The organism is Cupriavidus sp. GW823-FHT06D04 (assembly GCF_058795055.1).
Genome location: NZ_JBXAHL010000033.1, coordinates 59,203 through 82,465, shown reverse-complemented (window position 1 = coordinate 82,465; position 23,263 = coordinate 59,203). Strand labels below are relative to the sequence as shown.

Here is a 23,263-nt window from a genome sequence, read left to right as displayed (position 1 = left end):
AGGACGGCCGGAGGTACTAGCCGCCCTCGTCCCTGGGCCAGAAGGTAATGAGGATATTGGAGGGCGCGACGCCGTTCTCGTCGCGCGGCAGCGGGTCGGACCGCTGCACCGCGCGCAGCACGGCGTTGTCCCAGGCCCCATTGCCGCTTGACTTGGCGAGCCGCGCCGACAGCACTGAGCCATCCGGCGCCATGGCCACGGCTACCACCGCCGCCGGATTGCCGCTGACCTCATCATTGAAGATGATATTCGGCTTGACCCGCTGCCGGACCCGCTCGGCATAGCCGGACGAAGGCTTCGCGCCGGAGCCGGAACCGGCCCGCGTGCCCGTATTGCCCGCCTGGGCCCGCAACCGCGCCAGTTCGCCCTGGCGCTGGGCATTGTCAGACTGGCGCTGCGCTTCCATTGCCTTGCGCTGCGCCTCCTTGCGCGCGGCTTCGGCACGGGCTTGGTTCTCGCGCTGCCGCGCTTGTGCTTCGTCGCGCGCAGCCTGCTGGGCCTTGCGCTGCTTTTCCTGCAGCGAGATGTCGGCCTCTTCCTCTTCGACCGGCTTCGGGCTTGGCACCGGCGTGATTGCAGGCGCTGGCGTTGCGGCTTCCGGGATCGCGTCCCACAGTTCGGCCGCGACACCCTCCGGCGCCGCGCTGCGCCAGCGCACGCCGTAATAGAGCAGGACACCCAGCAGCAGGTGCATGAACAAGGCCAGCAGGAAGCACGCCAAGGTGCCCCGTTCAGGCGCTGGCTGATAGGGATAGGCGACGGTCTGCATGGATCACGCGCCCTGTCGCTGCTCGTTTTGCGCTTGCTCTCCTAGGTACCGCCGGTTCCGCCGGCGGACGCATCCGCGTGCCTCTCCAGTTTCAGGTACGAGTCAGCCGCGACCAGGCCGAACACGATGTGGGCAATGGCGGTCACCCAGCCGCGCGCTTCAGCAAACCATGGGAAGGCGGCAGTCATGCCGTGGAAATTGACCAGGTACAGGACCAGGCCGAACAGCGCCCCCACCACCGAGGCCATGCCGACGCTCGAATCAAAGCGGAACGGCGCCATGATCGTTGCCAGGATTACCGCAAACACGACAGAGAGTACGAAGTGGACCACCACGGCCGCTACCAGCACGCTCATCTGGAAGGTGGCAGCTTGCGCCAGCACATCCGGGCCCAGCATGATGGCCGCGATCATGGTCAGCGGCTTCCAGACGCTGGCCCCCATCAACATGGCCGCCAGCAAGTCGAGCACCAGGAATACGACCCCGGCGACGAGACCCGCCAGCGCCGCTGCACGCCAGTCCGGCCACCGGTGCGTGTAGCGATGCGATTGCATATGAAGTTCCATGACATCCTCCTTTGATGCGGCAGAAACCAGAGCCGCTTTCCAAGGCGCAACTTCATTCTATGGGGTGCAACCGCATCAACCAAGCGCAGTCAACGCTGCAAAACATCGGGCGGGCGTGGCAGGGCGCCAGTGTCTCTTCAAAGGCTCACGGCAGCGGGCGCTTGCGTCCTAGCCCTTCGTGAAGATCTCCAGAAAGTGCTTGCTCGGATCCTCGAAGTAGATCCGGCGGCCGCCATCGTCCGTGTTGACCTCGCCGGGGCGGCGGCGGTACGGGTCCGCCCAGTAGGTCAGGTTGCGCGCGCGGATGCGGGCAAAGCCCTGATCGAATTCGGCGTCGCTGACCAGGAAAGCATAGTGCTGCATCGCAACATCACATTCCGCGTCCATGAAGTCCAGGGTCACGTCATTGTCCAGCCGGACGCCGAGAAACGGCCCGAACGGCTCGGCCGGGGGGCGTCCGAGGATTTCGCAGAGGAAGTCGGCTGAGACCTTCTTGTCATGAGAAAAGACGATGGTGTGGTTGAGCTGGATGGCCATGTCGCAATCTCCGGGAAGGACAGGATATACGCAAGGAACGGCGAGCAGCCGGCCGGGAACGGCCAACCGGCCGTTACGCAGAAGCGACACGAGTCTGCTGCCGCAACGCCGGCGGATGAGCCAGGACGGGCAGGGTGAGATGACGGACTGGCTACGGGCGAAAGCGTGCAAGGCACGATGTCAGCCCTGCTCCCAAGCGCTGCACCATCCCTTCGCCGCGACATCTTTGCCGCCGAACAGCGCACAACCGCCGCCAGTGCTGCCCTCGTCACCCTGGTAAAGCTGGCAGTTGGCGCAGGTCTGGGATGGCTTGTGGCTAGGGTATTTCTGTGGGTCAACCGTGGAGGAATCGGCCTTGTAGCCGACCTTGAGCGCTTGCGGCTCCTGCTCGCCCAGCATGGCCGCGGCGCGGGCCGGCCGACTCCCAAGGACCACTGCGGCAACCATCCCGGTAGTCAGCGCGAGCGGAAGGTAGCCAAGGATCTGTCGTCTGCGCGGCATGGCGGGGATTTCTCCGTGGGCGGTGGGCGGCATGTGCCTGCCGCATGGGGCAGAGGTTACTGCGGATTGAGGGGGAGAAGCAATGTCGTCAAACCGCCGCGCCCGCGCAGCCGGCGCTGGTCGCCGGGCGAGAGGTGCAATACGTCGGTGGTGCCGACCCGGATGCTGCCGGCGATCTCGCAGCCGTGGCGTGCAAAGCCCATCAGCGCCAGCGCGGTGGTGGTCTTGCCCGAGCCGGACTCGCCGATCAGTGCCAGCACCTTGCCGGGCTCGATCTCGAAGTCCACACCATCGACCAACGTCGCCTGGCCTGCGGTGATGCGCAGATTGCTGACCTTTACGGACGTGCCCATTTATTTGACTCCGTTACGTGCCGAGCGACCCGGCAGATTGTCGATGACGAGGTTGACGGCGAGGGTCAGGCTGGCGATCGCCAGCGCCGGCGCCGCCACGGCCATGCTGCCTTCAGACAGCGCGCCAAGGATCACCGACGCATCGCGTCGCGAAGACAATGAACAGCTCGTAGCGCTTATCGAATCCCGCTTCGGGCGATTGGACTTCGCCTTCAACAACGCCGGTGGCCATGCCGATTTCAAGCCCATCGACCAGACTTCGGTAGATGAATCGGAGTGGGTGATTGACCTGAACTTCAAGGGCGCATATTACGGCGTCAAGTACCAGGTCGAAGCAATGCTACGCCACGGCGGCGGCACCATCGTCAACAACGCTTCGATTCTTGGGCTACGCGGAATGAACGGAATCGCCCATTACGTGGCGAGCAAGCACGCGGTTGTCGGTCTCACAAAGGCTGTCGCAAAGGAGTATGCCGGCCAGGGTATCCGCATCAACGCGGTGTGCCCGGGTGCGACGCAGACGCCAAACTACATGCGCTCGACCAATGGCGATGTGCATCTGCTTGACGACATGATTCCGATGCAGCGGCTCGGTCAGCCGGAGGAAGTTGCCGAAGCCATTTTGTGGCTGCTCTCGGACAAGGCAGCCTATGTCACGGGTGCAACATTGTCGGTGGATGGCGGCATGACTAGCTGAGCTTGTCGCGTGCCGGATGCTACGAGACTTATCCTTGATCTCTTGTTGATGGCATGACATGTCGACTAGCAATGGAACCGGCGCGCGCTGGTCGGTCATGTGCGAGCCGGCGGTGTGACGCAGCCAGTGCGCCGAGGCACTGGCCAACACATCGGCCTGCGCCTCCTACTCGGGCCCGCGCGCCCGCAGCCGCTCAACGGTTAAAGTGAAGGTGAGCGTGGTCATGATGGTCGTGTTAACGGTCATTGGTACGGCAACACTCAACGGGTTCAACCCAGAAAGCTATTTCTGTTGCGAATCGCCGCCCACCCATCAACCGGATCAACGAACTCCTGCCTTGGCCGGTCGCTACAGAACTGCAGCCGCCCATTGACACTGCATTCGTCTAACTACCGAAGAGGCCCACCGAATCTACGAGTCTCGGACCGTTACCAGCGACACACGGTCGACGACTGGCGCCCGCCAGTTGCAAATGCCTCACGCGGCGTCCGGCGCCCCCATCAGCGCCATTAACGGCGCCATGCATGGGCTGGCCGCCGCCAGTGCGCGCTGTTCGTCGAGGATGTCCTGCAGGATGGCATGCGTCGTATCCGGGTTGGCCAGGACCACGCGGAAAACGGCAATCGGGCGGCCACCCCACTGAGTCGACATCAACTGCGTGCGCGATACGAACGAGCGGCCGACATCGCGCTGCATTTCCTGAATGCTGATGGTCAGCGCATCCAGCGCGTCCAGGATCTTCTCGCGCCTGTCGGCCGAAGCCGTTGCCAGCGCGGCGCGCACGGTCTCGGGCACATGGCGATAGGTCAGAATGCAAAGCTGCGGGTGGCTATCGAGCTCGAAATCCGGCTGCTGCGCAATCAGGGATGCAAAGTATTGAGCGTTATCGATGCTTCGATCGATCAACTGCGCCAACCCCTTGCGACCGAGCAGATGAAGGTTCGCATAGAGCATGACTGCCGCCGCGCCGCGCGATCCTTCGAGCGTATGGCGCCCCAAGTCCACCGAGCCCTTGCGCACGATGTAGTTCGCATGCTGGATGATTTCCTGCGTCCACGCCGGGCTCCGGAACAGCACCATGCCGGCACCCATCGGCACGTAGAACTGTTTGTGCGCATCGATGACGACGGAATCGGCACGCTCGATGCCCGCGAAGCGCCAGCGCTCGCGCTCCGACAGCAGTGTTGCGCCGCCCCATGCGGCATCCACGTGGAAATGGCAGCCGGCCTCATGAGCAACATCCGCAATCGCGTCGAGTGGATCGACCGCGCCCGTCTCCGTCGTCCCCGCTATGCCGACGATCGCCATCGGCCGGATGTTGCGCTGCTGCAGGTCACGCATGGTGTCGCGCAGCAAGTCGATGCGCATGCGACCGTCTGCATCGACCCCGACCGGCACGAGATTGTCGCGCCCGATGCCAAGGACGTCGGCTGCCTTTCGCAACGAGTAGTGCCCGCGCTCCGAGACGACGATTGCAAGCCCGTCATGGCCGTAATGGCGTAGCGCAGCTACCAGTCCGGCGCGATGGATGCCGGCGAAGCCATCACGCGCGCCCAGCAAGTTGTTGCGGCTCGCCCATAGCGCGGTGAGGTTGGCGACAGTGCCGCCAGAACAGATCGCGCCGAGCGCGTGGTCGGCATCGTGCAGCCATCTCGCATAGAACGCGCTGTCCTGCCCAAACACCAGCTTGTGCAGCATGCCGATGACCTGGCGCTCGAGCCCTGTCAGCGCGCCCGAAGTCTCGAGCTTCACGACGTTCTGGTTGAGCGCTGCCACCACCTTGGCCAGCGAGGGCATGAACGACGGCAGCGACGACGTCATGTGTCCGACGAAAGTAGGCGATGCCACGGGCATCACGTGCCGAAACACGTCGTTGAGGAGATGATCGGCGTGCGCTTGCGGCGATGTCGGAGTCTCGGGCAGCTCAACCGACGCGAACACCGCCTCGCGTGTGGCGCACGCGCCAACCGGATCAAAACGCTCGCCCGCAAAGAAATCCGCCGGATGCTCGGCGATCAATCGCTCGAGCGATTCGAATGCACCCAGATCCGCGTCGAACCAGCGCAAGGGGCAGTCGTCGCCCCCGTCCGTGCTTTGTGAGGTCTCTTCGCGAGAGATGTCCGGCTTCATTTTCATTACCCAGTTCAATCCAGTAGCGCCATGGTGCGCCGGGCATTATGCCGGATCGGACGGATGCGGATTGGCCGAGGGCCCCGACCGGCACCTTTGACGACGTCGCCGCTGCCCGTTGATGACCATCAATCGCCTTCTCTATTGGGCGCCCTGCGGAGCGGTCAGCACCAGCACCAAATACCAGAGGGTCTCTGGAGATGATCGCATGCCTCAAGGGGGTGAATATCCATTGATGGATCCAGGGCGCGCCTCGCTGTCACTCCGATTGCTCCAGCAGCCGGGACCTAGCTGCGCCAAGCGCGCTCGAGCATCTGGCGTCACGCGCATAAAAGCCACGTTCTTTATTACTTCTGGGAATATGTATCATTTCGGGGGCTTTCTCCCGGCACGCCCCCGTATCGGGCGTCTGAAAGTTCTGGTTCCCGAAAAGTAAAAGCCCCACACTCTGGGGAAGTGTGGGGTTCAGGAGAGCGGAACCGGGTTGGGGGAGGGTGTCCCCGACCGGGATTTGCAGGCCTTAGAGGGGGGCGCGGTCGGACGCAATGTAGTACCTGGCGCCGTCCGTATAAGTGTCGAATTTGCCGCTTTTTGCGCCGTCAGTATAAACATCGTACTTCCCAGACCGCGCGCCGTCAGTGTAAGTATCGAATTTGCCACTCTTGGCAAACGCCGGCGCAGCCGCCAGGGTGGCGGCGAGTGCGGCGACAGCGACTAGGGCACGGCGATTGGTATTCATGGCTCACCTCTTCCTTCAAAACTGGTGAATGCCATTCCTTTTGGTTCAGTGTTGTTGCACTGCGGCATTCGATGAGCGCAATGTTAGGGATTTCCCTTGTGGCGGTAAACCCTTACGCTCACAATGATCGGTTTCAAAACCCACAATAATCTGCCCTGAACCGGAAAAATTCTGGCAGCCACGACCGGCATGGATCGATCAACAATACGGCGAATTGACCACGCCATTGCATGTCGTTGTCCATCGAGCGCGCCCGACCCGAAGGACGAAGCGGGCGCGCGGCACGCGCAGGCACCCGAGCCAGCACAGGTCCTAGGTCAGTAGTTGCTGCCCCACCCGATCCGATGCCGCTCCTGCGTCGCCCGGTGCCGCGCATCCTCCTCGCTTTGCAGGTAGCCGCTCGTCGTCGACAGCGAGCTGTGCCCAAAGTTGTCGCGCACAAAGCGCAGGTCGACCTGCTGGTCGGTCATGTGCGAGCCGGCGGTGTGGCGCAGCCAGTGCGCCGAGGCGCTGGCCAGGACATCGGCCTGCGCTTCCCACTCGGGCCCGCGCGCCTGCAGGCGCTAGGCCGCCATGCCGAACACCTCTTTCAGAATCAGGTGCAGAGCCCCGCGTGATGGGCCTTCTCGCGACCCGTCTCACGGCCGATCACCGACAGCACCAACGGGCGCGTTTTCCCAGGCTGCGGGTTAGGCGAGTCCGTGGGCGCGGCGGTAGCGCGCCAGCTCGGCGATGAACTCGTCGGAGGCCGGTACCAGGCGCACCTTGTTTGCCCTTGCCGGTCACCTCCAGCCACCAGCGCTCGATGCCTTGGGCATCGCGCCGGCAGAAGAACGCACCCATGGTCGTGGCTGTCAATTCGGACGCCCGCAAGCCACCCAGATAGAGCACGGTCAGTATCCATCGGCAGCGCGCCGCATGCAGGCGCGCGCGCGCGGTGGCGGTCGGCATCGCCGCGACGGTGTCTTTCACGGTCGCCCACCAGTCATGGCTCAGGTAGCGCGTGATGCGCGGCCTGGTGGGCGCGCGCCGGCGGCGGGCGAGCGCGAGCGGGTTGCCAGCCAGGTAGCCGGCCTCGGTCAGCCAGGCGAAGAGGGCGTTCAGGATCACCATCGCCTAGCGCACGCTGCCGGCCGACAACGACCCGGCAAAGGGGCGCCAGTCCGAATGGCTGCGCGCGAGCTTCATGCTGCCGCTCAGGACCCAGCGCGCGGCCGGTTGCGGATCGGCCAGGAAGCGCTCGTAGGCGAGCAGGTCTTCGTGCGTGAGCGAGGACAGCGGCTTGCCCAGTTGCAGGACCGCCCACAGGATCAGCCGCTCGACCTCGCGCCGGTAGGTGGGGAGTGTCGCCGCGCTATCGGCATAGCGCGTGAGCCAGGCGGTGACGGCGGCCAGGTCGTCGGCCGCGGCGATCCGCGTGGCCGTGGCTGGGGCGCGATTACTGCCGGCGGCACCAGACAACGGCGGGGTGAGGCGCAGGCTTTCTACCGGTTGAATGGGGAGCAGTTCCATAAGCGAGTGACGGCAGGGGCACATCGTTTTGCAGCAAAACACCAGAATGATAGACATAAGCGCAGTTATGTCTAAAGTATTCGCCTAGAAATTAGTTTTTATACGTATTACGTAATAATATTTTTATGTCACTCCACTCATTTTGCCCTGATGCTCGCTGCCGACATGGATCTGAACGACGCCACCCTGCAGGCCGCGATGGCCAACGACATTGCCGAGCTGCGCAGCCGTTTCCCCGAAACCCGCGCGCTGTACCGCGAGGTCTGCGGCCTGCTGTTCTTCCGCTATGGCGTTACGCCCACCGCGAACAAGCTCTATAGCCTGGTACGCAAGGGCAGCATGGGCACGCCCGCTGAGGTGCTGCAGGCGTTCTGGCAGGAGCTGCGCGGGCGCACGCGCGTCACCATCGACCATCCCGACTTGCCGGATGCGTTGAAGGACATCGCCGCCGGGGCGGTCCAGACCATCTGGCAGGCTGCCAACGAGGCCGCCACCGGCGAGCTGGTTACGCTGCGCGCCGAGGCCCGCCATGCGGCCAGCGTCGCCGAGGCCGAGCGCGACGCGGCGCGGACCGAGACCGCGGCAGCCCGGGAGGAGGTGGCCGCCACCTCTGCGCAGCTGGCCGAGGCGCGCCAGGCGCACGACGCCGTGCACGCGGAGCTGGCCGCGGAGCGGCAGGCGCACGCGGCGACCCAGGCCCGGCTGGAGGCGGGGCGGGCGGAACTGGACGCTGCCGGGCGGCAGCTGGCGGAGCTGCGCACCCAATTCTCGACCGAGCTGGAGCGCGCCCGCGAGCAGGTGACCCTCGCGCAGGAACGGGCCGAGGCCAGCGAGCGGCGGAGCCTGCGCGAGCTGGACGCCGAGCGTACCGCGCGCCAGAAGAGCGAGCGCACGGCCGAAGAGCTGCGCGGCGAACTGGTGGCGGCGCGCAGCGAGGCCCGCGACGCGGCCGTGGCGCAGGCCGAAGTCCGCGCCCGGCTCGAGGCCCAGGCCGCGGCGCTCACTGAGCGGCTCACCGAGCGGCTCGCGGCCGCCGAAGCGGCGCAGCGCCAGGCAGGCGTCGACCGGGACGCGGCGCAGGCGAAGTTGGGCGCGGCGCAGCGCCGGGCCGAACGGGCCGAGGTCGAAGCGGCGCTGGCGCGCCAGTTGTTGGCAGAATTGCGGGTGGCGCCACCCGGGCGGGAGAGCGGGCGGCGGCGCAAGGCCGGCGGCCCGGCGCCGACCGACAAGCAGGCGCAAGGCGAAAAGCTGGACGAATAGCAAGAAGACAAGCAGGGCGCGCCGACGGCCGCCTCCAACCCGGATGACAGTAGCGACAGCAGTGACGACAGCAATGACAGCAAAAACTGAGCGGGCGGCGGCGATCCGCTGGATCCAGGCGGAGATGGCCGACTACGGGCTGACCATGGAGGAGTTGGCAGCGGCGGGGTGCTTCGATCCGCCGCCCCCTCCGCCACCGCCGCCACCCGCCCCAGCGCCACCGCCACCACCAGTGGTCTGCTACCGCAACGCCGCGGGGCAAAGTTGGGACGGGCAGGGCGAGATGCCCGACTGGCTGCGGCGGGCGGTCAATGCGGGGCAGAGCGTGGAGTTTTTTCGGGTCGGATAGAACTGATCGAAAGGTTGCAGCCTTGCAGCGGGCCGAATCCGAGGGGGCGTTCGAACGCCCAACTGCTGGCCGGGTGGGGATGCGATGCTTCAGGTGTACGCCCGTCCGACAGCGGAGAGTATCGCTGCGAAGTTGGGCTTGACTGGTCCCTGAGCAAATGGATTGGGCGCGGTTCTCGAAAGGGGCCGCGCCTTTTTGTTTGCTGGTGGCGGTAGTAAGGGGAGACCGCGCCAAAGCGGATTGCTCCCGCGATAACGCCATGGGTGCTATCGCGAGCACGGGCGAGCGGGCAAATGGGGGGCTACATTCGCTGTACCTGTTGCGCTAAGGCGCATACGGGGTCGCCGCAGAACTCGGGGAATATTGCATCAAGGCCGAGTTCGCTCGAATAGCTTCCCGTGAGTTGCAGTCATACAGGTGCCGGCACGCAGGGGCGGACGCCACGGGCCAGAATCTCCATGACTGGATGGCAACGCCGCAGCGGGTGCGTCGCGGCGCGGGAAGACTCGGCCCGCGTGGCGTTGTTCCGCCATCGCTCCTGCGTTGCTGCGTGCCGTAGATCGCGGCCACATAGGAGACCATCATGCCACTTGCAAGAACCACACTCGTGCTTTGCGTCATGTACCTCGCCCTCGCAACGGGCGGATGCGCGCCAGTGGACCCGGCCACAGCCACAACCACATCGTGCATCACGCTGGCGCAATGCGACCTCTATTCAGGCTGAATCGCAAGGGAGGCCCTCGACGTCACGTCCCGGTGCTGCGCTCGTGCATCCCGGCTGGCAGCTCTCTCCATGATTCCTGACGGAGACCCATTATGATTCCCGTTCTTCCGATGAAGCCCGCCCGGCGGCCACCCCCGCGCCTTGCAAGCAGCCTCCTCATGCTGGCGGCAGTTGCCCTGGCTGCTGGTTGCGCGAGCCCGGCATGGCAATCTGTGGCGCCCGGCGCCAGCGAGGCAGAGCTTCAGGCCCGGCTGGGTGCGCCGCGCGAGATCTATCAATTTCCAGATGGCTCCCGGCGCTGGCTCTATCCCGCGCCAGGCGAGACCAGATGGGCCGCCGACATCGGTCCCGACCGGCGGGTCGTCAGCGTCCGGCAGGTGCTGAGCGCGGAGGAGTTTGGCTGGGCCAGAATCGGCGAATGGACCACGCGCGATGTCCTGACTCGCTTCGGGAAGCCCGCTGAGATAAGTCGCTTTCCGCGCATGCTCCGCGAGGTCTGGGGCTACCGGTTCGCACAAGATGGCCTGGAGTACGCGACGATGAACTTCTACTTTGATCCTGCTGGCGTCCTGCGCCTCACCCAAGTGATTCCGGATTTCCTGACGGAGTCATAGGCAATGCCACGTGCGCCATGGGCTCGTCCTGGCGTTGTACCCTGCCGTTCCGTATATCGCCTGGCGTCGCGACTCTATTCCCGGAACGACCTCCGAAAAAAACGCGGCGCCGGGAATAAATCGCGGTGTCAGGCGGTTTTACATGGGCCAGGGACAGGAGAACACCGTGATCGCAACCGACAAGTCCAGCCGCTTCTCGGAAGTGGCGTTACCGCATCTGGACGCGGCCTATAACCTGGCGCGCTGGCTGAGCGGCAGCGCAAGCGATGCGGACGATATCGTGCAGGATGCCTACCTGCGTGCATTTCGGTTCTTTGAAGGCTTTCACGGCGACAATGCGCGCGCGTGGCTGCTGGCCATCGTCAGGAACACGTGGTTCAGCGAATGGCGCAGGCGCTCCGATGCCGCCGATGGCACACCGTACGACGAAACGCTGCATGGCGACGAGCGCTTGCCGGGTTGGATCGACGATATCGGCAGCAATCCCGAAACGCTTGCAGTGCGCCACGGCGATGTGGAACTGGTCCACCGCGCGCTCGAACGTTTGCCGGTCATCTATCGCGAAGTGCTTGTCCTGCGTGAGCTCGAAGAAATGAGCTATCGCGATATCGCCCTGGTTGCCGACATTCCAATCGGCACCGTGATGTCGCGCCTGGCGCGCGCACGTCACCTGCTCTGCGCGGCAGTGCGCGCCGAGCAGGCGAGGGTGCGCGGCGGCATTGGCGGCATCGCGCTCCGCCCGGTGCGGGGTCATTCAACGGGAGCGAATCATGAATGATGATGCGATGGAAAACTCGCTGCACGGCATGCTGCACGACGGATCGCTCTATCACCGCGCGCCGGCGCATCTGCCTGCGCGTGTGCTGGCCCGACTGCCGCGCCAACCGCGTTCTCGCATGGCCCGCTTCACCTGGCCCACGCTTTCCTCCGGCGGCGCGCTGGCGTGGGCAGGCGGCGGTCTTGCCGGGGTAGCGGCCTCGGCGCTGGTGTTGGGCGCGCTCACCCTGGTGCGGCCGCCGCAGGCCGATGCACTGGGGCAGGCGATCGTATCGAGCCACGTGCGCGCGCTGTTGTCGCAGCACCCGATCGATGTGGTATCGACCGACCAGCACACAGTCAAACCGTGGTTCAACGGCCGGCTCGACTATGCGCCGCCGGTCACCGACCTCGCGGCGCAGGGCTTTCCGCTGGCAGGCGGCCGGGTGGACTATATCGACCGCCGCACCGTTGGCGTACTGATCTACCGTTACCAGCAGCATCCGATCGATCTCTACATCCTGCCGGCGACGAACGGCGCATCGGCACCGGCAAGCTATTCCACTGACGGATACGCGATTGCCCGCTGGCACCAGCACGGCATGAACTTCTGGGCCATCACCGATGCCGAGCCCGCGCACCTGCATGCCTTTGTACAAGCGCTCCGGGCCACGCAAAACGAGCAGGAATAAACCGCGCTCAGCCAGCGTCTTACTAGTGCACGGCGCACTGGTTTCCGCGGGATCCTGGATCGCCACGGAGACAGAGCGTCGTGCAGCACCAGGGCACAGCCCACGTGGCGACACGCTCTGTGCCTCGCGCCCTGGACTTACCGCATCTGGAGATTGTCATGAAAATCCTGATTCCGCTGGCTGCTGCCGCGCTGGCATCCTTCGCAGCCCAATCCTATGCCTTTGCTGGTCGCACCGACAGTACCTGCGCCGACTGCAATACCCACGTTGCCGGGCCTCGTGATCCGTTCACCAACGGCGCGAAGACAGGCAAATTCGATGTCTTCACGGACGGTGAGAAGGTCACGGACCCGCGCGATCCGTTCACCGACGGCGCTCACGCCTGAAATGCTGCCTTTGTGCCGCCGCCGCACGGTAACCGCTGTCGTGGGTTCCTGTGCGGCGTGCCGAACGGTCAGTTCTTCCAAAACGGCGGCCTGTACCTGGGCGGCGGATCGCGCATGAAGCGTACTGTGGCGGAGCGACTGAAGTCATCGGGGACGAAGCGGTGCGTGCCGAGACGTGCCCAGATTGCGGCGACCCTGAGGAGGCATCGACCTGCTCCGTACTTGGAGGTGGGTATAGTCATGTTGCTCCTAATTTAGCTGGCAGCACGTCTGCCCGGTCACGGTCAGCGGCGCCACGGGCGGCCGTGCCGGAGAGGCGCAGTCAGGCCCGAGGCATCTGTGCCGACTTGGACAGCACGCGGACAGTTACCGGCTCATCGCGGCCTCGCAGGCGTGCGGAAAGTTGCGGCAGGTCGGCGGCCAAAACGCCAGCATGCTGGAAGACCTGTTCTGAGACGATCGCCTCGCAAGCGAGCTCTTTTGTCAACTGCTCAAGTCTCGAGGCCACGTTCAACGGGTCACCAATCGCAGTGAACGCGACATGCTCGCGAAAACCAATCTGTCCCATTACCGCCCGGCCGCAGTGCAATCCAATGCCAAACCGGATCCTGGTCTGCAGTTGCTGCTCGAGTGCAACGTTGAGTTCGTCGATGCTGGATGCCACCAGCGGCACCGCGCTTAGCGCCTGACGACAGGCGGCGGACGGCTCGCCGCTTAAGCCAAAGATCGCGAGCACTGCGTCCCCCAGGAACTGGTTTGGCACGCCGCCTGCCTGGACTACTGCGGAGCAGACTGCACTCAAGAAGCGACTGACCACGAATAGGCTGTCGAACGGTAGTTGTGCCGCCGCAAGCTTCGTGGAATCCCGCATATCCACGAACATGAACGCCGCGAATTGCTCATGCGGCATGACGTCCCACTGGCGCCGTTGCAAGAAGGCCGTGGATGCAGCCGGTGGCACCAGTGGCCACACGGAGAGGTCGTGGGTCGGCCGCAACTGGCAGGCGAGGCGCACTGTCTGCGAATCCGCTCCCAGCCGCTCTAGAACACGCCGCTCTGCCTCGGCCGGCGGGGACAGCGGCACATCGCTGAGCACGCGTACCCGGCACAAGGTGCATCGGGCGCGGCCGCCGCAGGTGCTGGCATGGGGAACGCCGGCCATGCGGCTGGCCTCGAGAACCGAAAATCCGAGCGGCGCGAATACCTTTTGTCCGTCCGGATACAGCACGCAGACGCGCCCAACCCGGCGCTCCCGCACCGTGCGCACCAGCCGCGCTGCGAGCACCAGCAGCAGAGCACCACCAGCGAAGAGCAAAAAATCGTTGCGCAGCTCGATGAGCCAGAGATTTTGCAGCTCTGTTCCGATAACCGTCGGCCGGGTCGCCGCCGCGCGCCAGACGGGATCCTGTGCAAGCGCCATCACTTCCCGTCCGCCCTGCAAGAAGCCTAGCAGCGCGAGCACCGGGAGCAGCACGGCGATGCTCAGCAGCACGCTCCGCCACGCAGCAAACCATGGTTTCAACCGCAACCAGAACCAGATGCCGTAACACCCGTGCAGCCAGGCGACCACCAACAGCATCAGCTGCACACGACCGAAGAACGGTGAGGTGATCCAGAACGAATACAGCAACTGTGCGTAACCCTTGTTCAGGCCGAACGCGGCAAAGGCGACCCGCGTATTGACAACATGGTTGGCTAGCAGCGGCGGTATGCACAAGCCGAGGACGAGTTGCGCGACCTCACCTGGCGTCCAGTTCAGCGAGCGCCGTTCGTATAGAGCCCACAGACCCAGGAAGAAATGCATCACCAGCGCGCTGTACAGCACGGCCGTTCCGAGCCATCCCTGCCAGATGAACTTCTGCACAAGCAGATCACGCTCCAGCCATGCGAGCGAGATATTCCCCAGCGAGTGATTCAGGAGGTGCGTCCCTACGTAAGTGAACAACACCAATCCGGTGGCCAGCCGGACCGTTCTGACCCCCGCGGGCCGCAATCGTTGAAGATAGGGAAAGCGCGACATGCTCGACTCTCCAAGCTCTCGATGCGCCAGTCTTGATTACCCATCGCAACAAGCCGCACCCGATCAACATCCATGTGACCGAGCCACGATGCGTGCGCCGTGCTTCACCTATACGGGCAGCGAGTTGTCACCTCGGCCACCAGATTGCCGCAGGAATGAACTACAGGGCGATTACCAATGCCGGCCAAGCTGAACGCTTCATAACGGACCTGCGTGCGCATCCTGCTTCCGGGCCGACGCAGTGCGGTGCTTACGGTGGAATAAAACGGATGGCTTGACAGTCTAGCACTTGAACCCAATCGAGAGGGCCCGTCGGATAGTCCGGCGATCTACCTCTCTAACCTTAATCGTGAGGGCATTATGTCGTCAGATCTTCCATCCGATTCGTCGCGCCGCGCCGCGTTGAAGTGTCTCGCCTTTGGTGGTGCGGGGACCGTCTTTGTCTTGGCCGGCGGTGTTTTCGCGCCGGTGGAGTTGGCCATTGCCGCCTCAGGGAAGGACCCTTCAGTTGCCGCGGGGGTCCCCCTTTTCCTGCAGATCAGCGACACCCATATTGGCTTCAATAAGGAAGCCAATCCCGACGTAGCGGGCACGCTCAAGAAGACGATCGACTACGTCAACGCCATGCCGATCAAGCCGGCGCTGACGATTCACACCGGCGACATTACGCATCTTTCCAAGGCGGAAGAGTTCGACCACGCGGCCCAATTGATGTCGGGCCTGAATATCACCGAGTTGCATACCGTACCTGGCGAGCATGATGTGACCGATGGGCCCGGGACGGAATACTTCAACCGTTTTGGTCAAGCCTCTGGCAATAGGGGCTACTACAGCTTCGACCACAGGGGCGTGCACTTCATCGCCCTAGTCAACGTGATGCATTTCAAGCCGAACGGTTTGGGGGGCTTGGGCGACGACCAACTCGCATGGCTGAAAGCGGATCTGAAGGAGCGCTCAACCAGCACACCGATCGTCGTCTTCGCTCACATGCCAATGTGGACGATCTACCAACCGTGGGGTTGGGGCACCGGCGATGCCGGTGAGGCAATGAGCAATCTGAAGCGCTTCGGCTCGGTCACTGTCTTGAACGGCCATATCCACCAGATTGTGTCGAAGGTGGAGGGCAATATCACCTTCCATACGGCGCGCTCGACGGCCTATCCGCAACCGACGGCCGGCAATGGTCCCGGACCCATGCCGCTGACGGTACCGCGCGATCAGCTTTCCAAGATGCTTGGCGTGACCAGCATCAAGATCTTGCGCCACCCGCTCACAGCGACGCTTGCCGACACAACGCTCGCCTGAATTGCCACGTACTGCTCACCAGCCAGGACCCGCATCATGTTAACGACTATCTTTCGCCGCGCCTATGTCGTCCCCCTCGGGGCCGGTATGCTCATGGCGGCATTGGTTTTCCAGTTCTCCGTCGCGCAAGCTCAGCAGACTAATGTCGTCGTTGTGAAGAACTTCACGTTCTCGCCGATGTCGCTCACGATCAAAGCCGGCTCGACCGTGACCTGGAAAAATCTCGATGGCGAACCGCACACGGTTGTCGACGACGCCGGTCTGTTCCACTCCAGCGCGCTCGATCAGAACGACACGTACAAGTTCAGGTTCGATAAACCAGGTGTCTACAAGGTCTTCTGCGGGATACACCCGCATATGAAGGCGACAATCAGCGTCCAGTAGGTGCGCTCTACAGGCTTTGGCGCCGCACATGACTTCCCCTCCTGTTCAGATTGATGGACGCGATCGTTATCGCGGGACGGGGAAGTCGTTAATATTTGATGAGCTCGCGTATTGCAGGTCCGCGGCTGCCCCCTGATCGGGCCGTAGAAAAATCGGGTCTCACACTGAGTTAATAATTTGTCATCCTGTCAACGCGATTGAGGCGTTCCTCGCCGCGCTCGCCGCCACGCTGACCCAATCAGGCATCCGATCCCAGTGCCAGGTCCACCAGATGGATCGTGCCGCTAACTCCGTCGACAGGCTGCTCAGGAAGGACGTGTTTCTCGCCAAGATAGCCCTGCCTGCGAGCCTGTTGATAGCTGGCTCGCGTGGTAAGGCCTCGCGTGCCCTGAGTCTTGTTCTGCTTCTCAAGCTTGGCCGCCAGATTGACCGTGTCGCCGATCACCGTGTACTCAAGTCGACTGCCGTGCCCAAGTATGCCGAACAGCACCGGACCACTTGCCATCCCGGCGCCGACGTCAGGTGCCGGCTGGCTTTTGGACTGGCGCTGGACCCGCCACTGGTCGACCGCTACTAGGATGGCATCGATGGCGTGCAAGGCATTGGCCGCATGGCGATCGTCGGCAGTGACCGCGCCAAAGCTGGCAAGGATGCCGTCACCCATGAACTTGTCTATGCTGCCGCCGTGCGCTTTGACAATCGGCACAACCAGGCTCTGGTATTCACCCAGCAACTGGATCAGTGCCGATGGCTGTAGCATGGCAGCCGCCTGAGTGAAGCCGCGCATATCGAGGAACACAATCGACGCGTCGCGCAGTTCGGCGTGGCCGGCCATGATGTTTGCTTCGAAGTCGGTGATTCGATTGGCCACGGAATCGTCAAAGAATAGCGACAGGTCCGCAACCGCCTGCTGGCCCCTGACGGCCCTGACCACAAAGCCGCGCGCCCTGGCCAAGGCCAACGCCAGCACCGCGCTGACGATCAGGATGGATAGGAGCTTGTCCAATTCCGCGCCGTAGTGAATCTGGGTCGAGCGCAATGCGGTGACATAGTCCCAGGTGATAGGGTTGCCGCTCGCGTGTGTCAGCGCGTAGTGCAGCAACAGCAGCCAGCCCAACGTCGCCGTGAGGCCCGACAGTGCCACCCAGAGCGGTTCGAAGCGCAAGGCACGCAAGGCGATCAGGCTGAAGATATAGGCGAATTCGGTGGTTTTCAGGTACATCTGGGCTGGTTGCTCGTACTGCAGGTGGTAGGCCCAGATGACGAAGATCAGGACCGCCATTTCGGCCACCACGCTCAGTCCCACCATCCAGTTGGCCAGTTGCCCGGTCATGGCAAGGTAGAGCCGGACCAACGCCAGCACCGCGAACAGCGAGATGCCGAGCGGTACCGCGCGTATGGGCGCGTCGGGTGAAAAGCCCGGGGGAGTTTCGAGATACAGGACCGCGAACAGGAGCAACACCAGCAGTTGCAATGACGTCACCAGCAACTCACTCAGGTACTGTTCGCGCTCCAACTCCCGCCGAACGCGTGGCGGCAATTGCATACCCTGGCCAAACGCGGAGAGCTTCGCTGCGAGTCTCGCCGCGATCCTTGCCGCGATGCGCTGCGATTGCTGCCGGTGCGGCGCTGGCACCATCTGTCCTTCCTCTTGCATCGCCCTGTCCCGCGGCCGCCGCTCAGGATGCGGCGGACTTGAGGCTGCCGCCCGCGATCCGCGTGCAGGTGCCGGCGGGCAGCATCAGCCATTCGTCGGCGGCGGCATCGTAGCGGGCGCGGCCAGCGCAAGCGTGCAGTGCGGTGCCGCAGTCGTTCTTGCCTGCCCTGGCCACGCCGAAGCACCGTTCACGGTCCAGGGCAAAATGTGCCGAGGAACTGGCCAGCAGATGCGTGTTCTGCCTGATCGCAAGCCCGACGGCAGCGAGCGCGCTCGCGATCACCAGGGCGTTTCCGATTCGGTGGGTCATGCTTTCTCCTTCAGGCAGTCGGCAGTTCAGCACGACTGGTCCGGGTTGTCCCTGCCTATGAATGCGGGGCGCCGGGAGTCGCAACGGCCTGGCCAAGCCGACGCTGGAGCCGTTGCGCGAACGCGATGGTGACGCACATCGTGCCGAAGGCTATCCACGCATACGGCCACAGCAGCGGCATGCCAACCAGCAGCAGCCCATCGTTCCCGCCGGGGATCAGCAGACTGCCCCAGCCCATGATGGCGCCGCCGATGAAGCAACGCAGACATTGCGCAAAGGAAATCCCGGTACCTTCCAGGCGGCCGGCGCTCATCCCGCCAAGGACAGCACCGGCGAGCAAGCCCAGCGACAGCAATGCCCGTGCCGGCAACATGCCGGCGCCGCCACGCGCCAGTTCGGCCAGCACCTCGGTGTATGACCAGGCCCCCGCCAGCAACAGGAGCAGCAGGAATGTGAGTCCGATCACCGTAGTGGCGTGGTGCGGCGACCAGATCCGCGCGCCAGCGCGTTCATGCCATCTTTGCCCCAGGGATGCAAAAGCGCATTTTCGTCTCACCCGGAGCCACGGACGGAGCAGCCGCCACCCGACGTAGAGAAGGAAAAGCACGGTCAGCAGCGGCGCAGCGCGCCACACCGGCGAAGTGGCGGCGAGCACCGGGCGCTCCGCCTGGGGCCACAGCGCAAGCAGCCCCACGCAGCCCACGTAGTATCCGACGGGCGTTGCAGCGTACGCCCATTGCCCGCTGCCCAGCCTGGCGACGGCGCCGAATACGCACGCGCCATTGATAAAGGCGCCCAGTCCGAGCAGGGCGCCTCCCAGGACGGTCAAGGCATCGACCGGATAGCCAGATGGCATAGCCGGAAGCAGATCCAAGCGCTGCGCGATCAGCAGCCCGCCACCTACGTACAGCGCGGCTTCCGCCATGGCAAGGAGGCGCTTGCAACTGCGCGATGACGTGATCTCGCGGACCGCGGCAACCGCACAGGTTGCGCCGCGCTGGATGGCGAATCCCATCACGGCGGCGCAAAGCAGGGCGCCGCCAAAGGAGGGGCTCAGCAGCATGAGTTTCATGGGCGTTTCCTCCTTGAGGAATCCGCGCTGACGGCCGCGTGTGCGCTGCGTTGGTTCAGAGAAATTCCTGGTCCAGGTCTACGCTGCACCGTTCACCGATTGCGGTGTAGTTCTGCTGCAACCAGCGCCCGGCTTCGTCCCTGCCCTGATCGCGCAGGTAGCAAAGAAAGTCCCAGTCGGCGTTGAGCTTGCTGGAGACGCCGAGCGCCATCATGGTCTGGTCCGAGCGGATCGAGTGGATCAGCATTTCCTTCATTTCCCCGTGTTTGACCTTGCCATCCTGGATGAGCTTGGTGACGAAGCTGATCGCGCGCAGTTCGCGGATCAACGAGGAGTTGAAGCTGACCTCGTTGATCCGATTGAGGATCTCCGCGGCGGTCTTCGGCACGCCCTTGCGCACGATGGGATTGATATGGACGATCACCACATCCCGTGCACCACAGTTGTAGATCAGCGGGAAGATGGCGGGGTTACCGACATAGCCGCCATCCCAGTAGTGTTCCCCGTCGATTTCCACCGCCCGAAACAGGAACGGCAGGCAGGCTGAAGCCAGCACCGCCTTCAGGCAGATGTCTTCGCGCGAGAACACGCGTACTTTTCCGGTCTCGACATTGGTCGCGCACAGATAAAGGGGGATCGGGCAGTGCTGGTTAAGCGCGTCAAAGTCGACATGGCGGGCGAGGACGTCGCGCAGCGGGTTGAAGTTGAGCGGGTTGAACTGGTAGGGCGACAGCACCCGCAGCATGATGTCCGTCAGCAGGTACATCGGCGAATAGTCGAGCCCGTAACCGTTGTGCAGCAAGTTTTCCCATGGCAGTTTGCGGAACGGGCTGCTGGCGCGCGCGGTGCTGGCAACGTCCCGCCAGAAGTCGTGCAGGGCGGTGCGGGCGCGTGGCGGCCCACCCTGAAGCAGGCCGTACGCGAGCACTGCGGCGTTCATCGCGCCGGCGCTGGTGGCGCTGACGCCCTCGATCGCAAGCCGGCCGTCTTCGAGCAGACGGTCCAGAACGCCCCAGGCAAAGGCACCATGGGCTCCCCCGCCTTGCAGCGCCAGCGTGACCGGCTTTACGGCTTGGCCAGCTTCGCCGGGATCTTGCATTCCAGGATCGGTCGACATGTCTTGTTCCTCAGTGCTGAGTCCAGCCACCATCCATTGCGAGTGCGGTGGCGGTCATCGAGGCTGAATTGTCCGAGGCCAGAAACACGGCCAGGGCGGCGAGTTCATCAATCCGCACGAACTCCTTGCGCGCCTGGTGCACCAGCATGACATCGCGCACGACGTCGGCGGCCGAGATCCGGTGCGCGCGCGCCTGGTCGGCAATCTGCTGTTCCACCAGCGGCGTCTTGACATAGCCGGGGCAGATCGTATTGCTGGTAACCCCATACTCGGCCGTCTCCAGCGCCACAGCCTTGGACAGCCCGATCAGCCCGTGCTTGGCGGCAACATACGGCGCCTTGAACGGCGAGGCCACCAGGCCGTGGGCGGAGGCGATATTGATGATGCGGCCCCAGCGCCTGGCCTTCATGCCGGGCAGGACGGCCTTGATCAGGTGGAACGCCGAGGACAGGTTGATGGCAACGATAGCATCCCACCTGTCGTCCGGCATCTCTTCGGTCGGGGCCACATGCTGGACGCCCGCGTTGTTCACGATGACGTCAACCTTGCCGAACTCAGATGCAGCGAATTCGGCCATTTCTCGAACCTGGCGAGGCTGGCTCATATCCGCCGGCGAATAGCGCACGCGCACGCCATGTTCGCGCTCCAGTCCCGCACGCGTGGCTTCAATATTGTCGGCATCGCCGAAGCCGTTCAGCAGGACGTCGGCGCCATGGGCGGCGAAGGCGCGCGCAATGCCGAGCCCGATACCGCTGCTGGATCCGGTGACGATGGCGGATTTTCCTTCAAGCATGATGATCTCCTGTCAGCGTGGGTGCGGGAGTCGCGTGGAGCGCCCGTGGTATCCCCGAAAGGTCAGGTGCTGCGATGGGGGTGGCCGACGCATCCGGCGCGTGTGGGCGGTGCGGTGGCAGTGTCTCGCGTGGCAACTCGTCTGCCTCGCTGGTGCGTGTAAAGCGCAGGTGAGTGATGTCGGTCGGGAAAAACATGGACCAGCTCCACTCGGCCCAAAGGCGCAGCTTGCGGCCGAGCGTCGGCATGCGCATCAGGTACACCGCACGCCAGGCCAGCCAGGCCGGCAACCCTGAGAAGCTGAAGCCATAGACCTGGGCAACGCCCTTCATATGCCCGATGCTGGCCATCGCGCCCTTGCTCTGGTACGAGAACGGCTTGCTCTCACGCTGTTCGAGGTGGCCGGCGAGGTTGTGGGCAAGCTGGCGCGCCTGGGCCACGGCGAACTGCGCGGTTGGCAGCGAATCCTCGTCGGTGGCAGCGTTGGCAACCCGCGCGCAATCGCCGATGGCCCACAGTCCGGGCATGCCGCGCACTGACATATCCGGGTTGGTCTCGATGCGTCCGCGCAGGGTGGCCAGCGCGAGATTGCGCTCCAGGGTGGTGACCAGCGGGTTTGGCCTGATGCCGACGGTGCAGATCACCGTTGCCCCCTCGATCGTTTCGCCGTCAGCCAGCACCACCGTGTCGGCTTCGAAGCGGGCGGCCCGGGTACCGAGCCTGAGTCGGATGCCGCGAGCGGTCATATGGCGTGCCGCGGCCAAGCCAAGCGAGGCGGGCAACTCGGGAAGCAGTTGTCCGGTGTCATGGAGCAGCGTCACCGCCAGCTCTTCGCGCTTCACGCGCGGGTAGAAGCGCCGGATGCTGCAAAGATAATCGGCGAGTTCACCGGCAACCTCCACACCCGAGAAGCCCCCGCCCACCACGATGAAATGTCCCAGCCGCCGGCGCAGGACGAGGTCCGACTCCAGTTCCATGCGGGCCAGCTGGCGCAGGACGCGGTTGCGGATAAACAGGGCGTCACCCACAAGCTTCAGGGGCAGGGCGTGCTCGGCCATGCCTGGCACCAGGTCGAGATTCGCACGGGTGCCGAAGGCAAACACCAGATGGTCGAAGGGAATTTCGCGCAGGCCCGCCAGGGTCGTGCAGGACAGCTTGCCCTGTGCGTAGTTGACGTCCTGCACAGTGCCCATGATGAACTGGGTCCGCCTGAGCATCTGGCGGATCGGCACGATCACGTGTTCAGGGAAGACCGAGGCACCCACCACCTCGGCCAGCATCGGGTTGAAGGTGGTGTAGCTTTCGTCGCTGACGAGGATCAGCCGGTGAGTCATCGGCAGTAGCTTCTCCAGCGTCTGGGCCAGCGTGGTGCCGGCGAATCCACCACCGATGATGACGATGTTGTTCTCTGCAAGCATGACGGTTCCTTTCGCCCTGGCGCGGCGCCTGGGGCTTTCGAGCTAATGGCTGCCCTTGCCGCGCAGCAGGAAGCGGTCGATCAGGTGGTCCAGCGACAGGCGGCCGGGGCCGTGCAGCATCGTGACCAGCAGCAGGAGCCCCCAGTACTGGTGGTCTTTCAGGCCAACTTCGCCCAATCCCGGATACGAGATCACCGCGACCATGTTGAAGACGAACAAGGCAAGCGCGGCCGCCCGCGTACCGAGGCCGAGCACGAGCAGCACCGGCAGGCACAGCTCCGCGGCAGTGCCAAGATAGGCGGCCAGGGTCGGGCTCAGCAGTGGTACGGCGTACTCGCTTTCAAACAACGCAAGCGTGGTTGACCAGCTGGCGAGCTTGGTCAGCCCGGACTGGAAGAACACCAGGCCGATCAGTACCCGTATGCCGAGATCGAGCACGGGAGTGAGCATTTCCAGTAGACGGATCGCCGCCTGCCCGGCTGCGATGACGCGCGAAGTCTTTGCGCCGGCAACATGCAGTGGCGCGGACGACAAGGGGGTGGTGCATTTCATTTGGGCTACCTCACGAAGCGGTCAGGAATTTGGGGCGCGTCCGGGCAGCCG

At 64.1% G+C, this 23,263-nt stretch carries 22 protein-coding genes and 5 pseudogenes; 9 read left to right on the top strand and 18 right to left on the bottom strand.

Annotated features, from left to right (window positions below):
* Positions 1-16: 16 nt before the first annotated feature.
* From tolA to AC1Q7H_RS30245, 6 genes and pseudogenes are all read right to left on the bottom strand, one after another.
* Positions 17-769: a cell envelope integrity protein TolA gene (gene tolA, locus AC1Q7H_RS30270; RefSeq protein WP_492382096.1), complete on the bottom strand. Its 753-nt coding sequence runs from the start codon at positions 767-769 to the stop codon at positions 17-19.
* A gap of 41 nt (positions 770-810) precedes the next feature.
* On the bottom strand, positions 811-1,335 hold the full coding sequence (locus AC1Q7H_RS30265; RefSeq protein WP_153955773.1) for a hypothetical protein: 525 nt from the start codon (positions 1,333-1,335) through the stop codon (positions 811-813).
* 168 nt (positions 1,336-1,503) lie between these two features.
* A complete protein-coding gene (locus AC1Q7H_RS30260; protein WP_153955774.1) occupies positions 1,504-1,872 on the bottom strand; it encodes a VOC family protein in 369 nt (122 codons plus the stop codon).
* A 180-nt stretch (positions 1,873-2,052) separates the two neighbouring features.
* Positions 2,053-2,373 (bottom strand): high-potential iron-sulfur protein, encoded by a 321-nt coding sequence (locus AC1Q7H_RS30255; RefSeq protein WP_153955775.1) that lies wholly within the window; start codon positions 2,371-2,373, stop codon positions 2,053-2,055.
* Between the two features lie 98 nt (positions 2,374-2,471).
* Positions 2,472-2,726, bottom strand: a pseudogene (locus tag AC1Q7H_RS30250) (ATP-binding cassette domain-containing protein); the annotation flags it as partial.
* Positions 2,727-2,855, bottom strand: a pseudogene (locus AC1Q7H_RS30245) (ABC transporter permease); the annotation flags it as partial.
* Here AC1Q7H_RS30245 and AC1Q7H_RS30240 point away from each other — a divergent pair.
* Positions 2,830-3,423: an SDR family NAD(P)-dependent oxidoreductase gene (locus AC1Q7H_RS30240; protein WP_228772626.1), complete on the top strand. Its 594-nt coding sequence runs from the start codon at positions 2,830-2,832 to the stop codon at positions 3,421-3,423. The pseudogene AC1Q7H_RS30245 and the gene AC1Q7H_RS30240 sit on opposite strands and share 26 nt — an antisense overlap.
* Before the next feature lie 83 nt (positions 3,424-3,506).
* Here AC1Q7H_RS30240 and AC1Q7H_RS30235 read toward each other — a convergent pair.
* The 4 genes and pseudogenes from AC1Q7H_RS30235 to AC1Q7H_RS30220 form a co-directional block, all read right to left on the bottom strand.
* A pseudogene (locus tag AC1Q7H_RS30235) lies at positions 3,507-3,633 on the bottom strand (tyrosine-type recombinase/integrase); the annotation flags it as partial.
* A 267-nt stretch (positions 3,634-3,900) separates the two neighbouring features.
* Positions 3,901-5,553, bottom strand: coding sequence for a pyridoxal-dependent aspartate 1-decarboxylase PanP (gene panP / locus AC1Q7H_RS30230; protein ID WP_153955776.1), 1,653 nt, complete (start codon positions 5,551-5,553; stop codon positions 3,901-3,903).
* Between the two features lie 520 nt (positions 5,554-6,073).
* Positions 6,074-6,292 carry a hypothetical protein gene (locus tag AC1Q7H_RS30225; RefSeq protein ID WP_153955777.1) on the bottom strand — a complete coding sequence of 73 codons (219 nt, stop codon included), beginning with the start codon at positions 6,290-6,292 and terminating at the stop codon, positions 6,074-6,076.
* 317 nt (positions 6,293-6,609) lie between these two features.
* Positions 6,610-7,828 (bottom strand): annotated as a pseudogene (locus tag AC1Q7H_RS30220) (tyrosine-type recombinase/integrase).
* A 126-nt stretch (positions 7,829-7,954) separates the two neighbouring features.
* On the opposite strand from AC1Q7H_RS30220, the pseudogene AC1Q7H_RS30215 reads away from it, so the two are divergent.
* The 6 genes and pseudogenes from AC1Q7H_RS30215 (at position 7,955) to AC1Q7H_RS30190 (ending at position 12,585) form a co-directional block, all read left to right on the top strand.
* Positions 7,955-9,154 (top strand): annotated as a pseudogene (locus AC1Q7H_RS30215) (DNA-binding protein).
* On the top strand, positions 9,138-9,413 hold the full coding sequence (locus AC1Q7H_RS30210) for an H-NS family nucleoid-associated regulatory protein (RefSeq protein WP_013956787.1): 276 nt from the start codon (positions 9,138-9,140) through the stop codon (positions 9,411-9,413). Before AC1Q7H_RS30215 ends, AC1Q7H_RS30210 begins: the two are co-directional and overlap by 17 nt.
* An 882-nt stretch (positions 9,414-10,295) precedes the next feature.
* Positions 10,296-10,751, top strand: a complete 456-nt coding sequence (locus AC1Q7H_RS30205; protein WP_249221173.1) for a dethiobiotin synthetase — start codon at positions 10,296-10,298, stop codon at positions 10,749-10,751.
* Between the two features lie 166 nt (positions 10,752-10,917).
* Positions 10,918-11,529 carry an RNA polymerase sigma factor gene (locus AC1Q7H_RS30200; protein WP_013956789.1) on the top strand — a complete coding sequence of 204 codons (612 nt, stop codon included), beginning with the start codon at positions 10,918-10,920 and terminating at the stop codon, positions 11,527-11,529.
* Positions 11,530-11,536: 7 nt separating this feature from the next.
* Positions 11,537-12,199: an anti-sigma factor family protein gene (locus AC1Q7H_RS30195; protein WP_041228392.1), complete on the top strand. Its 663-nt coding sequence runs from the start codon at positions 11,537-11,539 to the stop codon at positions 12,197-12,199.
* A 158-nt stretch (positions 12,200-12,357) separates the two neighbouring features.
* A complete protein-coding gene (locus AC1Q7H_RS30190; protein WP_013956791.1) occupies positions 12,358-12,585 on the top strand; it encodes a hypothetical protein in 228 nt (75 codons plus the stop codon).
* A gap of 322 nt (positions 12,586-12,907) precedes the next feature.
* Here AC1Q7H_RS30190 and AC1Q7H_RS30185 read toward each other — a convergent pair whose 3' ends face one another.
* On the bottom strand, positions 12,908-14,605 hold the full coding sequence (locus AC1Q7H_RS30185; protein WP_492382095.1) for an adenylate/guanylate cyclase domain-containing protein: 1,698 nt from the start codon (positions 14,603-14,605) through the stop codon (positions 12,908-12,910).
* A gap of 360 nt (positions 14,606-14,965) precedes the next feature.
* On the opposite strand from AC1Q7H_RS30185, the gene AC1Q7H_RS30180 reads away from it, so the two are divergent.
* Both AC1Q7H_RS30180 and AC1Q7H_RS30175 read left to right on the top strand, forming a co-directional pair.
* The gene (locus AC1Q7H_RS30180; protein WP_153955782.1) at positions 14,966-15,910 is read left to right on the top strand and encodes a metallophosphoesterase family protein; all 945 of its coding nucleotides are present in this window, start codon (positions 14,966-14,968) and stop codon (positions 15,908-15,910) included.
* Between the two features lie 36 nt (positions 15,911-15,946).
* Positions 15,947-16,294, top strand: a complete 348-nt coding sequence (locus AC1Q7H_RS30175) for a cupredoxin domain-containing protein (protein ID WP_153955783.1) — start codon at positions 15,947-15,949, stop codon at positions 16,292-16,294.
* Positions 16,295-16,532: 238 nt separating this feature from the next.
* Here the strand turns inward: AC1Q7H_RS30175 and AC1Q7H_RS30170 are convergent, their stop codons facing one another.
* From AC1Q7H_RS30170 to AC1Q7H_RS30140, 7 genes are read right to left on the bottom strand one after another with little or no spacing between them, the layout of a single operon-like run.
* The gene (locus AC1Q7H_RS30170) at positions 16,533-17,951 is read right to left on the bottom strand and encodes an adenylate/guanylate cyclase domain-containing protein (protein ID WP_211979739.1); all 1,419 of its coding nucleotides are present in this window, start codon (positions 17,949-17,951) and stop codon (positions 16,533-16,535) included.
* Positions 17,952-17,973: 22 nt separating this feature from the next.
* Positions 17,974-18,261: a BufA1 family periplasmic bufferin-type metallophore gene (locus AC1Q7H_RS30165; protein ID WP_153955785.1), complete on the bottom strand. Its 288-nt coding sequence runs from the start codon at positions 18,259-18,261 to the stop codon at positions 17,974-17,976.
* 55 nt (positions 18,262-18,316) lie between these two features.
* On the bottom strand, positions 18,317-19,333 hold the full coding sequence (locus AC1Q7H_RS30160; protein ID WP_153955786.1) for a YeeE/YedE thiosulfate transporter family protein: 1,017 nt from the start codon (positions 19,331-19,333) through the stop codon (positions 18,317-18,319).
* Positions 19,334-19,388: 55 nt separating this feature from the next.
* Complete coding sequence (locus AC1Q7H_RS30155; protein WP_492382094.1) at positions 19,389-20,450, bottom strand: patatin-like phospholipase family protein; 1,062 nt, start codon at positions 20,448-20,450, stop codon at positions 19,389-19,391.
* Positions 20,451-20,460: 10 nt separating this feature from the next.
* Positions 20,461-21,243, bottom strand: a complete 783-nt coding sequence (locus AC1Q7H_RS30150; protein WP_305852182.1) for a 3-hydroxybutyrate dehydrogenase — start codon at positions 21,241-21,243, stop codon at positions 20,461-20,463.
* Positions 21,236-22,660 carry an NAD(P)/FAD-dependent oxidoreductase gene (locus AC1Q7H_RS30145; protein WP_153955788.1) on the bottom strand — a complete coding sequence of 475 codons (1,425 nt, stop codon included), beginning with the start codon at positions 22,658-22,660 and terminating at the stop codon, positions 21,236-21,238. The genes AC1Q7H_RS30150 and AC1Q7H_RS30145 overlap by 8 nt, the downstream gene beginning before the upstream one ends.
* Positions 22,661-22,702: 42 nt before the next feature.
* A complete protein-coding gene (locus tag AC1Q7H_RS30140; RefSeq protein ID WP_211979740.1) occupies positions 22,703-23,212 on the bottom strand; it encodes a DoxX family protein in 510 nt (169 codons plus the stop codon).
* Between the last annotated feature and the right edge of the window lie 51 nt (positions 23,213-23,263).